14 protein-coding genes are annotated in these 15,031 nt (G+C 64.5%); 11 read left to right on the top strand and 3 right to left on the bottom strand.

Features of this window, described 5'->3' with window-relative positions; all coding sequences use genetic code 11:
• The first annotated feature begins 22 nt into the window (after window positions 1-22).
• From P1IM2_RS13995 to P1IM2_RS13945, 11 genes are all read left to right on the top strand, one after another.
• Window positions 23-880: an SDR family NAD(P)-dependent oxidoreductase gene (locus tag P1IM2_RS13995; RefSeq protein WP_062766081.1), complete on the top strand. Its 858-nt coding sequence runs from the start codon at window positions 23-25 to the stop codon at window positions 878-880.
• Window positions 877-2,316, top strand: a complete 1,440-nt coding sequence (locus P1IM2_RS13990) for an MFS transporter (RefSeq protein ID WP_062901659.1) — start codon at window positions 877-879, stop codon at window positions 2,314-2,316. Before P1IM2_RS13995 ends, P1IM2_RS13990 begins: the two co-directional genes overlap by 4 nt.
• On the top strand, window positions 2,313-3,764 hold the full coding sequence (locus P1IM2_RS13985) for an MFS transporter (RefSeq protein WP_186402848.1): 1,452 nt from the start codon (window positions 2,313-2,315) through the stop codon (window positions 3,762-3,764). The genes P1IM2_RS13990 and P1IM2_RS13985 overlap by 4 nt, the downstream gene beginning before the upstream one ends.
• 113 nt (window positions 3,765-3,877) lie before the next feature.
• Window positions 3,878-5,170: an acyl-CoA dehydrogenase family protein gene (locus tag P1IM2_RS13980; RefSeq protein ID WP_003041345.1), complete on the top strand. Its 1,293-nt coding sequence runs from the start codon at window positions 3,878-3,880 to the stop codon at window positions 5,168-5,170.
• 92 nt (window positions 5,171-5,262) lie between these two features.
• Window positions 5,263-6,354: a Zn-dependent alcohol dehydrogenase gene (locus P1IM2_RS13975; protein ID WP_186402847.1), complete on the top strand. Its 1,092-nt coding sequence runs from the start codon at window positions 5,263-5,265 to the stop codon at window positions 6,352-6,354.
• A complete protein-coding gene (locus P1IM2_RS13970; protein ID WP_186402846.1) occupies window positions 6,351-7,424 on the top strand; it encodes a phosphotransferase family protein in 1,074 nt (357 codons plus the stop codon). Before P1IM2_RS13975 ends, P1IM2_RS13970 begins: the two co-directional genes overlap by 4 nt.
• Complete coding sequence (locus P1IM2_RS13965; protein ID WP_062766094.1) at window positions 7,421-8,197, top strand: SDR family NAD(P)-dependent oxidoreductase; 777 nt, start codon at window positions 7,421-7,423, stop codon at window positions 8,195-8,197. Before P1IM2_RS13970 ends, P1IM2_RS13965 begins: the two co-directional genes overlap by 4 nt.
• A complete protein-coding gene (locus P1IM2_RS13960; protein ID WP_186402977.1) occupies window positions 8,197-9,000 on the top strand; it encodes an SDR family NAD(P)-dependent oxidoreductase in 804 nt (267 codons plus the stop codon). Before P1IM2_RS13965 ends, P1IM2_RS13960 begins: the two co-directional genes overlap by 1 nt.
• 12 nt (window positions 9,001-9,012) lie before the next feature.
• Window positions 9,013-10,215, top strand: coding sequence for a serine hydrolase domain-containing protein (locus tag P1IM2_RS13955; protein WP_186402845.1), 1,203 nt, complete (start codon window positions 9,013-9,015; stop codon window positions 10,213-10,215).
• A gap of 156 nt (window positions 10,216-10,371) precedes the next feature.
• Window positions 10,372-12,405, top strand: coding sequence for a 3-hydroxyacyl-CoA dehydrogenase NAD-binding domain-containing protein (locus tag P1IM2_RS13950; RefSeq protein ID WP_186402844.1), 2,034 nt, complete (start codon window positions 10,372-10,374; stop codon window positions 12,403-12,405).
• Window positions 12,406-12,546: 141 nt separating this feature from the next.
• On the top strand, window positions 12,547-12,783 hold the full coding sequence (locus P1IM2_RS13945) for a hypothetical protein (protein ID WP_186402843.1): 237 nt from the start codon (window positions 12,547-12,549) through the stop codon (window positions 12,781-12,783).
• A 63-nt stretch (window positions 12,784-12,846) separates the two neighbouring features.
• On the opposite strand, the gene P1IM2_RS13940 is transcribed toward P1IM2_RS13945, so the two are convergent.
• The 3 genes from P1IM2_RS13940 to P1IM2_RS13930 form a co-directional block, all read right to left on the bottom strand.
• Window positions 12,847-13,092, bottom strand: coding sequence for a hypothetical protein (locus tag P1IM2_RS13940; RefSeq protein WP_186402842.1), 246 nt, complete (start codon window positions 13,090-13,092; stop codon window positions 12,847-12,849).
• A gap of 111 nt (window positions 13,093-13,203) precedes the next feature.
• On the bottom strand, window positions 13,204-14,079 hold the full coding sequence (gene mmsB / locus P1IM2_RS13935) for a 3-hydroxyisobutyrate dehydrogenase (RefSeq protein ID WP_186402841.1): 876 nt from the start codon (window positions 14,077-14,079) through the stop codon (window positions 13,204-13,206).
• Between the two features lie 151 nt (window positions 14,080-14,230).
• Window positions 14,231-15,013 (bottom strand): enoyl-CoA hydratase-related protein, encoded by a 783-nt coding sequence (locus P1IM2_RS13930; protein WP_186402840.1) that lies wholly within the window; start codon window positions 15,011-15,013, stop codon window positions 14,231-14,233.
• Window positions 15,014-15,031 lie beyond the last annotated feature (18 nt).

The following is a 15,031-nucleotide window of genomic DNA, read 5'->3' as shown; positions in this document are numbered from 1 at the left end:
AAAGAAAACGGGAGAGCAGGAAATGCGATTCGCAGGCAAGGTCGCCGTCGTCACCGGCGCAGCATCGGGTATTGGCAAGGCGGCCGTTCTGAAACTCGCGGGCGAAGGCGCCCATGTTTTCGCCGCCGACATCGACGAGGCGGGCGGTCAGGCTCTTGCCGCGGCGTCGAACGGCCGGATCGAATTCATCCGGTGCGACGTCACCGTCGCGTCGGACATCGAAGCGCTGATGGACGAAGCCGCGAAGCGCGGCGGCGGCATCGACATCGTGTTCAACAATGCTGCCGCAGGCGGCGACCGCGCCCCGATCGACGAAATCACGCCCGACGGATGGGACTGGACGATGAACCTCGTCCTCAAATCGGTCGCGATGGGCATCCGCTATGCTGCGCCTCATATGAAGGGCCGCAAAGGCGCCGCGATCGTCAACACTGCGAGCGTCGCGGCGCTCGGCGCTGGCTATTCGCCGACCGCCTATGCCGTCGCCAAGGCGGGCGTGCTGCATCTGACCAAGGTCGCGGCGACCGATCTTGCCCAATATGGCATCCGCGTGAACGCGATCTGCCCCGGCTTCATCAACACCAATATCTTCACCACCTCGCTCGAGGTGCCCGACGAAAGCAAGGATGCGGCCAAGGCGGTGATCGCCGAAATGAGTGCGCATGCGCAGCCGGTCGCGCGCGGCGGACAACCCGACGACATCGCCAATGCCGTCGCCTATCTGGCGAGCGAGGAGGCGAGCTTCATGACCGGCACGCATATGCTGGTCGACGGCGGTCTGACGATCGGCCAGCGCCACGCCTGGGATCCCGAAGCGCCCGGCCTGTTCGACGCCCTGATAGCCATGGAGGATGCGGCCAAGGCCGGAGCCGCGGCGTGACCGCCGAGACCCCGGCGCAGGCGCGCCTGCCGCTCGGGCTCAAATTATTCCACGGCCTCGGCAGCGTTGCCTATGGGGTCAAGGACAACGGCTTTTCGACCTTCCTCCTGATCTTTTACAGCCAGGTGGTCGGGCTCGATGCGAGCCTTGTTTCGCTGGCGCTGATGTTCGCGCTGCTCGCCGATGCCTTCGTCGATCCGCTGATCGGCTATTTTTCGGACCGCACCTATACGCGCTGGGGCCGCCGCCATCCGTGGCTCTATCTCGCGCCGCTGCCGCTCGGGCTCGCATGGATGCTGCTGTGGTCGCCGCCCGACGATCATACGCACATCTTTGCCTATCTGGTGGTCGTCGCGGTGTTGGTGCGCACGCTGGTATCGTGCTGCGAAGTGCCGTCGCAATCGCTCGTCGCCGAACTGACAAGCGATTATGACGAGCGCACCGCGCTGGTCCGCTTCCGCTTCCTCTTCGCCTGGGGCGGCGGGCTGCTCGTCTTCTTCCTCGCCAACACCGTCTTCCTGCGGCCCGACGCGACACACAAGTTCGGGCAGCTCAATCCTGCGGGCTACTGGCTCTACGGCCTGTGCGGGGCGATCATCATGGCGGTGACGGTTTTCATCTCGGCGCTCGGCCAGCATCGGCGCATAGCGCATCTGCCCGCGACGAAGCCCGAACCCGGAACGCCCCGGCGCGCCTTTGCCGAGATTTGGGAATCGCTGCGCCACCCGGCGGCGCTGATCCTGCTCGGCGCCTCGCTGATCGCGATTTCGAGCACGCAGATGACCTTCACCATCTCGAACTTCCTTTATCTTTATGTCTGGCGCTTTTCCGATGGCGCCTTCGCGGCGCTGCCATGGCTGCTGATGGTCAGCGTCCTGCTGTCCTTCGTGTTTGTGCAGCCACTCCACCACCGGTTCGGCAAGAAGCGCGTCGCGGTGATCTGCGGGATCATCAGCACGACGTTCTGGGTGGCGCCGTTCGGCCTGTTCCTTTCGGGCCATTGGCCGGGAACCGGCTCCGCCTTTTCGAGCAATCTGCTGATGGGCTTCATCCTCGTTTCCAACGTCAACGCGGTGATGGTGATGATCTCCGCACAGTCGATGCTCGCCGACGTCGTCGAAGCCTCGCAGGTCGAAACCGGACGCCGCACCGAAGGCGTGTTCGCCGCCGGCTGGATGTTCGTCCAGAAATGCGCCACCGCCGTAGGGATCGGCCTCACCGGCCTGCTGATCAGCCTGTCGGGCCTGCCGGCGAAAGCCGTTCCCGGCGAGGTTGCACCGCAAGTGGTCGACCGGCTGGTCGTCAGCTACAGCCTGATCGTGATCGTCGCGACAATCCTGTCGACGTGGATCTTCGCGCGCTTCCCGATCAACCGCGCCGACCACGAAGCCCGCGTCGCCGCGCTGTCCGCATCCGAAACGATCGCGCTGCAATGAGCGCCAATATTCTCCCGGGCGCGCTGCCGACGCGCATCAAGGTGGCGCATGGCGTGGGTGCCGTAACGCTCGGAATCAAGGAGTCGGGGCTCACCACCTTCTTCATGATCTATTACAACCAGGTGCTCGGTTTCGATCCGCGCGTCGTGTCGCTCGTGTTGATCGGCGCGATGCTGGTCGATGCGATCGTCGATCCGATGATCGGCCGGCTGTCGGATGCGACGCGAACCCGGCTTGGGCGGAGGCTGCCTTGGCTTTACGGCGCCGCTCTGCCGATGGCAATCGTGTGGACGCTGCTGTGGGTGTCGCCCGATATCGCAAAACATTCGACGTTGGGCCTGTTCCTCAATGTCGTGGCCGTGCGGATATTGGTGTCGGCGTGCGAAATTCCGTCGATCTCGCTCGTCGCCGAACTGACGCGCGATTATGACGAGCGCACCGCGCTGATGCGCTATCGCTTTCTGTTCGGCTGGCTGGGCGGCCTCCTTGCCGTGGCGCTTGCCTATAATGTCTTTCTGGTCTCCGACGATCCCGCGCGCAGCGGCTTGCTCGAGACATCCGGCTATACCGCCTACGGTCTGTTCGGCGCCGCCATGATCTTGCTGACGACGCTGGCGTCGGCATTCGGTCAGCAACGCCGCATCCTGTCGCTGCCGCCTCCGCCGCGCAGGCCGCACGGCCATTCGATGCTCGCTGACATCCTGCTTGCCTTTCGCAACCCGGCGTTTCTTGCGCTGGCGTCCGGCGCGCTGTTCGTCACGGGCGCCTATGCGACGACGATCGCGTCGACCAATTATATGATGCTCTATGTCTGGCAACTCAGCGATGCACAGCTGCGTTTCTATCCTGTCGGGCTCGCCGTCGCGGTCTTCGGCGCTTTCGCGGCGGTCGGCCATGCGCACCGCCGCTTTGGCAAGCGCGACAGCGCGATCGGTGCCGCGCTCGCGAGTGGCGTGATCGCTTTCCTGCCCTATGCCGCACGCAATCTGGGCTGGTGGCCCGATCTGGGCGGATGGCCTTCGGTGATGCTTTTGCTGTCGTTGCAGACCCTGTCGCTGTTCGGGTTGGTGGTGGCAACCATTTCCACCTCGTCGATGGTTGCCGAAATCGTCGAAGCGCATGAGGTCGATCATGGCACGCGGATCGAGGGCGTCTTCTTCGCCGGCTATCTGATGGTTCAGAAATTCGGGCAGGCGCTCGGCATCTTTCTCGTCGGCCAGCTTGTCGCCTTTGCAGGGTTGAGCGATCAAGTGCGGCCCGAGGACTGGCCAGCCAGCACTGCCGCGGCAATGGCGTGGATTTTCGCCGGATTGATGATTTTGATTTCGGTCATGGCGGCCATTGGCCTGCGGCGGTATCCGATCGACCGGGCCAGCCACGAGGCACGGCTCGCCGCCCTCGCCTCGACGGGCGGCGCGGCGGCCGATAGCCAAGGGCCGCGGCCGTAACGGAAGATTGCGCGGGCAGCGATGCCGGGGCAATTTTCTGCGCCGCGGGTCTTGGCAAAGGGGGGCGAATCGGTCCAAAGGCTTACGTGAACGTAAAGGGAAAGGATGCAGCGATGGATTTCGACTTCACCGACCGGCAGGTGCACTGGCGCGACCGGGTGCGCGAGTTCATCGACCGCAAGATCCGCCCCGCCGTTGCGACCTACAAACAGCAGGATGCGAGCGGCGACCGCTGGAAAGTCATCCAGGTCGTCGAGGATCTGAAGGCCGAGGCGAAGGCCGCCGGCATCTGGAACCTGTTCATGCCGCCGCGCAGCAGCGCGCACCATCATGTCGACGAGACGTTCGAATTCGAAGGTCCGGGGCTCACCAACCTCGAATATGCGCTGTGCGCCGAGGAAATGGGCCGGGTCGGCTTTGCGAGCGAGGTGTTCAACTGCTCGGCGCCCGACACGGGCAATATGGAAGTCTTCCATCGCTACGGCACCCGCGCGCAGAAGGACAGATGGCTCGCCCCGCTGATGAATGGCGAGATTCGATCGGCCTTTCTGATGACCGAACCCGCAGTCGCCTCGTCCGATGCGACGAACATCGAAACGCGGATCGAACGCGATGGCGACGACTATGTCATCAACGGCGTCAAATGGTGGTCGTCGGGCGCGGGCGATCCGCGCTGCAAGGTCGCGATCGTCATGGGCAAGACCGACTTCGGCGCCAAGCGCCACGCGCAGCAGTCGATGCTGGCGGTCCCGATGGACGCGCCGGGCATCAATATCCTGCGCCACCTGCCCGTCTTTGGCTATGACGATGCACCGCACGGTCATATGGAAATCGAGCTCAAGGACGTTCGCGTCAAGGCCGAGGATGCGATGCTGCTCGGCGAAGGCCGCGGCTTCGAGATTGCGCAGGGCCGCCTCGGGCCGGGGCGTATTCATCATTGCATGCGCACGATCGGCGTCGCCGAAGAAGCGCTCGAACGGATGTGCAAGCGGCTCCAGTCGCGCGTCGCCTTCGGCAAGACCGTGGCCGAGCACAGCATCTGGGAACAGCGCATCGCCCGCGCGCGCATCGACATCGAAATGACGCGCCTCCTGTGCCTGAAGGCCGCCGACATGATGGACAAGGTCGGCAACAAGTCGGCCGCGGCCGAGATCGCGATGATCAAGGTGCAGGCGCCGAACATGGCGCTGCAGATCATCGACGATGCGATCCAGGCGCATGGCGGCGGCGGCGTCAGCGAGGATTTCGGCCTCGCCAAAATGTATGCCGGCCAGCGCACGCTGCGCATCGCCGACGGTCCCGACGAAGTCCACGCCCGCGCCATCGCGCGCATCGAGCTGGCGAAACATTCGCCCGCCGCGCAGGACGATCGTTTCTCGTCGGGCGACATCGGCGTAACGCGTTAAGCCGTCCCACGTCCGTTCGTGTCGCGCGAAGTCGAGACACGAACGGCCACAACCGGTTCTCGAAGTCGCTCGAACCGAACGGAGAAGATACATTGACCAAAGCCGCCGTCCTGATCGAACCCGGCAAGCCCCTCGTCATCGAGGAGATCGTCGTCGACAAGCCCGGCCCGCACGAGGTGCGCATCCGCACCGCCGCCTGCGGGCTTTGCCATTCGGACCTGCACTTCATCGACGGCGCCTATCCGCACCCCCTGCCCGCCATCCCCGGCCATGAAGCCGCCGGGATCGTCGAGGCGGTGGGCAGCGAAGTCCGCACGGTGAAGCCGGGCGATGCGGTCGTCACCTGCCTCAGCGCCTTTTGCGGCCATTGCGAGTTCTGCGTTACCGGGCGCATGTCGCTGTGCCTTGGCGGCGAGACGCGCCGGCCGGTCGGATCGGCGCCGCGCATCACGCGCCCCGACGGATCGCCGGTCAACCAAATGCTCAACCTCAGCGCCTTTTCGGAGGTGATGCTGATCCACGAACATGCGTGCGTCGCGATCGATCCCGAAATGCCGCTCGACCGGGCGGCGGTGATCGGCTGCGCGGTCACGACCGGCGCGGGCACCATCTTCAACGCGTGCAAGGTGACGCCGGGCGAAACGGTCGCGGTCGTCGGTTGCGGCGGCGTCGGGCTCGCGACGATCAACGCCGCCAAGATCGCGGGCGCGGGGCGCATCATCGCCGCCGACCCGGTTCCCGAAAAGCGCGAACTGGCGATGAAGCTCGGCGCAACCGATGTCGTCGACGCGCTCGCCGACGATGCCGCCAAACAGATCGTCGAAATGACCAAGGGCGGCGTCGACCATGCGGTCGAAGCGGTCGGGCGTCCTGCCTCGGCCAGCCTCGCGGTCGCGTCGCTGCGCCGCGGGGGCACCGCGACGATCCTGGGCATGATGCCGCTGTCCGAAAAGGTCGGGCTGGGCGCAATGGACCTGCTTTCGGGCAAGAAGCTGCAGGGCGCGATCATGGGCGGCAACCGCTTCCCGGTCGACATTCCGCGGCTCGTCGATTTCTACCTGCGCGGCCTGCTCGATCTCGACAGCATCGTTGCCGAGACGATCCCGCTCGACCGGGTCAACGAAGGCTTCGACAAGATGCGAAAGGGCGATGCCGCGCGGTCGGTGATCGTGTTCGGCCAATGACGGAAACAATCGACGCGCAAAAGGCCTTCAGCGGCACCGTCGCGCCCGAGGGGGCCGACGTCCTCGACGAGGCGAAGCTGACCGCCTGGATGGAAGCCAATGTCGAAGGGTTTGAAGGCCCGCTGACGCAGAGCAAATTTGCCGGCGGCCAGTCGAACCCGACCTACAAGATTTCGGCGCCGTCGGGCAATTATGTGCTGCGGCGCAAACCTTTCGGCCCGCTTCTCCCGTCGGCGCACGCCGTCGACCGCGAATATAAGGTGCAGGCTGGCCTCCATAAGATGGGCTATCCGGTCGCGCGCCAATATGGGCTGTGTACCGATGACAGCGTGGTCGGCAGCTGGTTCTATGTGATGGGGATGGTCGACGGCCATACCATCTGGGACGGATCGATGCCGGGGTCGACCCCCGAAAACCGCCGCGCGACCTATTTCGCGATGATCGACGCGCTCGCGGCGCTGCACAGTGTCGATGTCGAAGCCGCCGGGCTTTCGGACTTCGGCAAGCCGGGCAATTATTTCGGGCGCCAGGTCGATCGCTGGACCAAGCAGTACCGGCTGTCCGAGACCGAGACGATGGACGAGATGGAGCGGCTGATCGAATGGCTGCCCGCGACCTTGCCCGAACAGACGCGCACCAGCGTCGTCCACGGCGATTATCGGATCGACAATATGATCTGGGCCAAGGACCGGCCCCAGGTGCTTGCGGTGCTCGACTGGGAATTGTCGACACTCGGCGATCCGCTCGCTGATTTCACCTATGTCGCAATGGCGTGGGTGACCGAAAACGGCGGCCGTTCGGGGGTGATGGACCTCGACCGCGCGGCGCTCGGCATTCCGGAGCTCGACGAGGTGGTCGATCGCTATTGCGCCGCGACCGGGCGCGACAGCGTTCCCGACATGAACTGGTATTTCGCCTATAATTTCTTCCGCCTCGCCGGCATCATGCAGGGGATCAAGAAGCGGGTCATCGACGGCACCGCATCGTCGGCCCATGCCAAGGCGATGTCCGAACGCGTTCTGCCGCTGGCACAAAAGGCGTGGCACTTCGCGCAGCAGGCCGGCGCATGAGCCTGTTCGACATGACCGGGCAGGTCGCGCTGATCACCGGATCGTCGCGCGGCATCGGCAAGGCGACCGCCGAAGCAATGGCCGAACAGGGCGCCAAGGTCGTCATCTCGAGCCGCAAGCAGGATGCGTGCGATCAGACCGCGGCGGCGATCAACGCGCGCTTTGGCGAAGGCACCGCGATTGCGGTTGCCGCGAACATCTCATCGAAGGAGGATCTGCAGCATCTCGTCGACGCGACACGCGCCGCCTTCGGCAAGATCACCGCGCTCGTCTGCAACGCGGCATCGAACCCCTATTATGGTCCTGGCCTCGGCATCAGCGACGACCAGTTCCGCAAGATCATGGACAATAATATCCTGTCCAACCACTGGCTGATTTCGATGGTCGCACCCGAAATGCTCGAACGCGGCGAAGGATCGATCACGATCATCAGTTCGATCGGCGGGCTCAAGGGATCGCCGATCATCGGGGCCTACGGGATTTCCAAGGCGGCGGACATGCAGGTGGCGCGCAATTTCTCGGTCGAGTTCGGCCCCAGGGGCGTCCGCGTCAATTGCATCGCGCCCGGCCTGATCCGCACCGACATGGCGCGCGCGCTGTGGGAAAATGAAGAGAATCTTCGGCGTTCCACCGCGGCTTCGACGCTGAAGCGCATCGGCGAACCGCACGAGATCGCCGGCGCGGCTGTCTTTCTTGCCAGCAAGGCGGGGGCATTCACAACCGGCCAGACCATCGTCTGCGATGGCGGAGCCACGATATCGGGAGGCGCATGATGGGCGCATTGGACGGCAAGATCGCGATCATTACCGGCGCGGGCAGCGGCATCGGCCGGGCAAGCGCGCTGCGCTTCGCCGCCGAAGGCGCGAAACTCGTCATCGGCGACAAGAGCGCGGCGGTGCATAACACGGCGCAGGCAGTGAAGGACGCAGGCGGCACCGTCGTCGCGCTGGAAGTCGATGCCGGTGTCGAAGCCGATGTTGCGCGGCTGGTCGCGACCGCACAGGAAAATTACGGTGGGCTCGACATCGCCTTCGCCAACGCCGGGATCATCGGCGACATGGGCGGCATCTTCGACATCTCGCCCGAGGCCTGGGCCGAAACGCTGCGCGTCAATCTGATCGGCCCGGCGCTGATGGTGAAGCATGCGGGCAAGGCGATGGTCGATCAGGGCCGCGGCGGCGCGATCCTGCTGACCGCGAGTGTCGCGGGGATCAATTCGGGCGCCGGCCCGGCCGCCTATTCGGCGTCGAAGGCGGGGGTCATCAACCTTGCCAAGACCGCGGCGCAGCAGATGACGTCGGCCAATGTGCGCGTCAACGCGATCTGCCCCGGCCTCACCGAAACCGGGATGACCAAACCCACCTTCGACTATGCAAAGGAGAAGGGCGTCACGCACAAGATCGGCCAGCTCAACCCGCTGAAGCGTGCCGGTCAGCCCGAGGAGCTCGCCAATGTCGCGCTCTTCCTGCTCAGCGACCAGGCAAGCTACGTCAACGGACAGGCGATTGCGGTTGACGGGGGCCTCACCAGCTCGCACCCGGTGACACGCCAGCTTCTCGGCCAGACATCGCACTAAGGACGACGCCCCATGGGTCACGGATTCGATACCGCGCGGCTGGACCGCATTCCCACCTTTCTCGACGCCAAATATGTCGGCGCCGGCCGCCTGCCGCATGCGGCGACGCTGGTGTCGCGGCGCGGCGAGATCGCGCATCTGTCGTGCATCGGCGAGGCGCGTCCGGGCGAGGCGCTGAAAGAGGATGCGATCTTCCGCATCGCCAGCATGACCAAGCCGATCACCAGCACCGCCTTCATGATGCTGGTCGAGGAGGGCAAGGTCGCGCTGTCCGATCCGCTGGTAAAGTTCTGCCCCGAGTTCAAGGACACCGGCGTCTTCGTTGCGGGCGGCGGCAATGTGCCCTTCCTGACCCGGCCGCCGGTGCGCCCGATCCTGATGGTCGACCTGCTGCGCCATACCGCCGGCCTCACCTACAGCTTTCAGGAGCGTACGCCGGTCGACGCCGCCTATCGCAAGACCAAGATCGACGATTTCGACGCCGATTATACGATGGACAGCTTCATCGCGGGGCTCGCGAAAATCCCGCTGCAGTTCGATCCCGGCGCGCACTGGAATTATTCGATGGCGACCGACGTCCTTGGCGCGGTGATCGAGCGGATCGAGGGCAAGCCCTTTGCCCAGGTGCTGCAGGAGCGCATCTTCGGCCCCCTCGGCATGGTCGATACCGGGTTCAAGGTGCCTGCGGACACACAGCATCGGCTGACCGACTGCTACGCCTTCGACCCGAAGGAGAAGATGAAGGGCTTCGACAGCGGCGACCGCAGCCGCTGGGCAAAGGACCGCAGCTTTCATTCGGGCGGCGGCGGGCTCGTCTCGACGCTCGCCGACTATCACCGTTTCTGCCTGATGCTGCTCGGCGGCGGCAAGCTGGATGGCGCGCGGATCATCAGCCGCAAGACGCTCGCCCTGATGACCGCGAACCACCTGGTCGGCGGCGGCGACCTGACGCAGCATAGCGTCGGCATCTTTTCCGAGGACGAAAATGCCGGGGTCGGCTTCGGGCTCGGCTTCGCGGTCACGCTCGACCCGGCGGCGGCAGGCATTCCCGGTTCGGCGGGCGATTTCTATTGGGGCGGCATGTTTTCGACCGGCTTCTTCGTCGATCCGGTCGAAGAAATCTGCATGGTGTTCATGACCCAGCTCATGCCCTCGTCCACCTATCCCGTGCGCCGCGAGGTCAAGACGCTCGTCCACGCCGCGATCGACGACTGAAATGATGTATATGTTCGAATGAAAAAAGCCTGTGTCCCCGCGTAGGCGGGGACCCATCTCCTGCCGGTGCCAAATCGTACCGTCCGATGATGGATCCCCGCCTACGCGGGGGCACAAGGCTTTTCTGACAGGCTTTAGATTGAGAGGAGCTTTCCCATGTCCGATGAAACCCCCGTTTCCGTCACGATGCAGAAGGATGGCGAGGTCGCCGTCGTCATCGTCAACAACCCCCCGGTCAACGCCCTGTCGTGGCATGTCCGTCAAGGGCTGAAGGATAATTTCGAAGCCGCGCTCGCCGATGACAGCGTCAAGGCGATCGTGCTGCGCTGCGATGGCGCAACCTTCATCGCCGGCGCCGACATCAGCGAATTCGGCAAGCCGCCGCGCGGTCCCGATTTCAACGCCGTGCTCAACATGATCGAAGCCGCGACCAAGCCGGTCGTCGCCGCGATCCACGGCACCGCGCTCGGCGGCGGCCTCGAAACCGCGCTCGTCTGTCATTATCGCGTCGCGGTCCCGTCGGCGAAGCTCGGCGTGCCCGAGGTGAAGCTGGGGCTGCTGCCCGGCGCGGGCGGCACGCAGCGCCTGCCGCGTGTCGTCGGGGTCGAAGCCGCCGCGACGATGACCTCGCTCGGCGACCCCGTCCCCGCGCCACGCGCGAAGGAGATGGGCTTGGTCGACGAACTGGCGGGTGAGGACAGCCTTGCCGCCGACGCGATCGCCTTTGCCCGCGCCAAGATCGCCGACGGCCCGCGCCCGACCCGCGAACGCGCCGTGTTCGGCGACGTCGGCGTCATCGAAAAGCTGAAGACCGCGAACGCGAAGCGCTGGCGCGGTTTCGAGGCGCCTTACGCGAACCTCGCCTGCGTCGAGGCGGCGACGCGCCTGCCCTTCGACGAAGGGCTCGCCTTCGAGCGCCAGGAATTCATGAAGCTGATGATGGGCAGCCAGTCGGCGGCGCAGCGCCACATCTTTTTCGCCGAACGCCAAGCGGCAAAGATCGACGGCCTGCCCAAGGACACGCAGCTGCGCGACATCAAGAAGGTCGGCATCATCGGCGCCGGCACGATGGGCGGCGGCATCATGATGAACTTCCTGCAAAAGGGCTTTCCCTGCACCATCGTCGAGATGCAGCAGGAAGCGCTCGACCGCGGCCTGGGCGTGGTGCGCAAGAATTATGATGCCAGCGCCGCGAAGGGCCGCTTCAAGCCCGAACAGGTCGATCAGATGATGGGGCTCATCACCCCCGCGCTCGAACTCGACGCGCTCGCCGACTGCGACCTCATCATCGAGGCGGTCTACGAGAATATGGACGTCAAGAAAGACATCTTCGGCAAGCTCGACAAGATCGCGAAGCCCGGCGCCATCCTGGCGTCGAACACCAGCTACCTCGACGTCAACGAGATTGCAGCATCGACGAGCCGCCCCGGCGACGTGCTCGGCATGCACTTCTTCTCGCCCGCCAATGTGATGAAGCTGCTCGAAGTGGTGCGCGGCGACAAGACCGCACCCGACGTGCTGGCGACCGCAATGGCGATCGGCAAGAAGATCGGCAAGGTCGCCGTCGTCGCGGGCGTATGCCACGGCTTCATCGGCAACCGCATGCTCGCGCCGCGCCAGATCGAGGCGCAGAAGCTGCTGCTCGAAGGCGCGACCCCGGCGCAGGTCGACAAGGTGCATGTCGATTTCGGCATGCCGATGGGACCGTTCCAGATGAGCGACCTTGCCGGCGTCGACATCGGCTGGCACCGCGACCCGAACCGGATCGAAAGCATCCGCGACGCGCTGTGCGCCGAAGGCCGCTGGGGCCAGAAGAAGCAGGCGGGCTTCTATGACTATGACGACAAGCGCAATCCGTCGGAAAGCCCGCGCGTTGCCGAGATCATCGAGGAGTTCCGCCAGAAGGCGGGCATTCAGAAGCGCGAGATCAGCGATCAGGAAATCGTCGAACGCACGCTCTATCCGATGGTCAACGAAGGTGCCTTGATCCTCGCCGAAGGCAAGGCACAGCGCGCGAGCGATATCGATGTGGTGTGGATCTACGGCTATGGCTGGCCGGTCTATCGCGGCGGTCCGATGTTCTGGGCGGGCCTTGAAGGCACCGACAAGATCGCCGCGGCGCTGGAAAAGCACGGCTTCACGGTGGCACCGCTGCTCGCCGAGAAGGCCGCGGCGAAGGCGGGCTTCTAAACCAGCGCGAAACGAAGAAAGGGCCGCCTGTCCCCGCTTGGGTCAGGCGGCCCTTCTTTTGTCAAAATCACGGCGACCGGCCGTAAAAACAGCGGCAATTCAGGGTTAAGATCATGGCGGCATCGGCCGTTAGGGCAGAGCATGAACGCCATGTCCTTTGCCCTCGCCCTGCTCGTCGCTGCGGGCGCACCGACGGCAGCGCAAGCTCCGCCGCCGCAGGCAAGCGCCGTGGGCGTCGCCCGCGCGCGCATAGTGGCCCCGGCCGAGGTGCGGCGGGTGAACGGCCGACTGGAAGTGCGCTCCGGCAACAGCAAAGCGCCCACGCAAGTGCATCGCACCAAAAGGCTCGATGGCGGCGAGACAGCGGATTTCTATTGAACTGGTGCCGGCCGCGGTGGGTCCGGTTACGACCGATAGCGGACTTACCTCGCTTATTTCCTGTTATTCGCTGCGCGATCCATAAACGATAATATCAGGTCCTTGATATCTCGACCTATAGGCGAAATCGATGAGGTGCTTGTGGTCCCATTCGGGATTCTCGCAATACTCATCATAGCAAGCGGTAAAAAATTCAGAGATCATCTTCAAATCTTCGAGGGACACGACGAGGGTTGCTTCTCTAAGTTCCGATACGCCAGTTTCTTCCACTGGATTGCTTGCGTTCACATCCGTCCCATAAACTTTCATTGCTCTCTGATCCTATGTGCGGAGGGCCTATCTCGATGTCATAAGCGTTATAGCCACCCATGCGTTAACGCCCGCTTCCGACCCCCAAACGGTCACGGACGGCGTTGCGGCTCAATCCTGCAATGTCCTGATGATCGCGGAAAAATCATGTCCGCCTTCATCGGCGGCGACGAACGCTTCATAGAGTTCGCGGGCCTTCGACCCCATCGGGACCTCAGCCTTGACGCTCGCCGCCGCTTCCATCGCGAGGCGGAGGTCCTTGAGCATCAGGGCCGCGGCGAACCCGCCCTTGTAATCATTGTCGGCGGGTGTCGTCGGCCCCACGCCGGGGAGCGGCGCATAGCTGGTGAGCGACCAGCATTGCCCCGACGACACGCTGGCGATGTCGAAGAATTTCTGCGGGTCGAGCCCGAGCTTCTGCGCAAGCGCAAGCGCTTCGCAGGTCGCGATCATCGAGGCGCCGAGCAGCATGTTGTTGCAGATCTTCGCGCCCTGCCCAGCGCCCGCGTCGCCGGCGTGGATCACCGCCTTGCCCATTTTCGCGAGGATCGGTTCGGCGCGCGCGAAACCTTCGTCGGTGCCGCCGACCATGAAGGTAAGCGTGCCCGCATTCGCAGCGGCGATCCCGCCCGAAACCGGCGCGTCGACCGCGACGAGGCCCTTCGCCGTCGCCGCTTCGATGTTCGAGCGCGCGGTTGCGACGTCGATCGTCGAGCAATCGAGCAGCAGAGTGCCGGGCGCGGCATTGGGAAAGACCTCGGCGTCATAAACGCCCGCGACATGCTTGCCCGCAGGGAGCATGGTCACGACAGCCTCGGCGCCGGTCACCGCCTCGGCCGCCGATGCGGCGCGGGTGCAGCCCGCTTCTACTGCCCGCGTCAGCGCCTCTTCGCTGAGGTCGAAGGCGCGGACGTCGTGGCCCGCCTTCGCAAGGTTCGCGGCCATCCCGCCGCCCATGTTGCCTAGTCCGATAAAGGCGATTTTCATATTTCTCTCCACAAACCTCAATGGCTTGTGTGTCCCCGCGAAGGCGGGGATCCATCATCCGGCAGTTTGAATTGCGCCGTCCGATGATGGGCCCCCGCCTTCGCGGGGGCACACAGCTTTTCACTCAAAAGATGGATTATGTTCGAGACGATCACCGCCCCTTCCACACGCCTTCGCGTTTTTCGATGAAGGCGGCCATGCCTTCGGCCTTGTCCTCGGTCGCGGCGAGGATCTGGAACAGGCGGCGTTCGTAAAGAAGGCCCTGGTCGAGCGTCGTTTCGAACGCCGCGTTGACCATGTCCTTGTTCACCATCGCAGCCATCGGTGGCATCGACGCGATCGTCGCCGCGGTCTTCACCACTTCGTCGACCAGCGTTTCATGCGCGACCACGCGCGCAACGAGGCCCGAACGCTCGGCTTCGGCGGCGTCCATCATCCGGCCGGTGAGGCACATTTCCATCGCCTTCGCCTTGCCGACCGCGCGGGTCAGCCGCTGCGACCCGCCCATGCCGGGGGCGACGCCGAGCTTTATTTCGGGCTGGCCGAATTTCGCTTTTTCCGACGCGATGATGAAGTCGGCCATCATCGCCAGTTCGCAGCCACCGCCCAAGGCAAAACCATTCACGGCAGCGATCCACGGCTTGCGCACCTTCTTCACGAAGTCGCTCGTCCATTTCGAGAAGAAATCCTCGAGATAGAAATCGGCGGCGGGCTTGTCGGCCATCTCCTTGATGTCGGCGCCCGCGGCGAACGCCTTGTCGCCCGATCCGGTAAGAACGGCGCAGCGCTGGCTGTCATCAGCCTCGAAAGCCGCGAATGCGGCGATCAGGTCGTCAAGCACATCGGAGTTCAGGGCATTGAGCGCCTGCGGGCGGTTGAGCGTGACGAGCGTGACGGCGCCGCGCTGTTCGACGAGGAGGGTTTCGTAGGTCATCTTCTTCTCCGTCGCCCC

The organism is Sphingopyxis sp. P1IMeth2 (genome assembly GCF_900185685.1).
Lineage (GTDB): Bacteria > Pseudomonadota > Alphaproteobacteria > Sphingomonadales > Sphingomonadaceae > Sphingopyxis > Sphingopyxis terrae_A.
The sequence above is the reverse complement of the archived record's forward strand: the minus strand, read 5'-3'. Positions and strand labels throughout refer to the sequence as shown.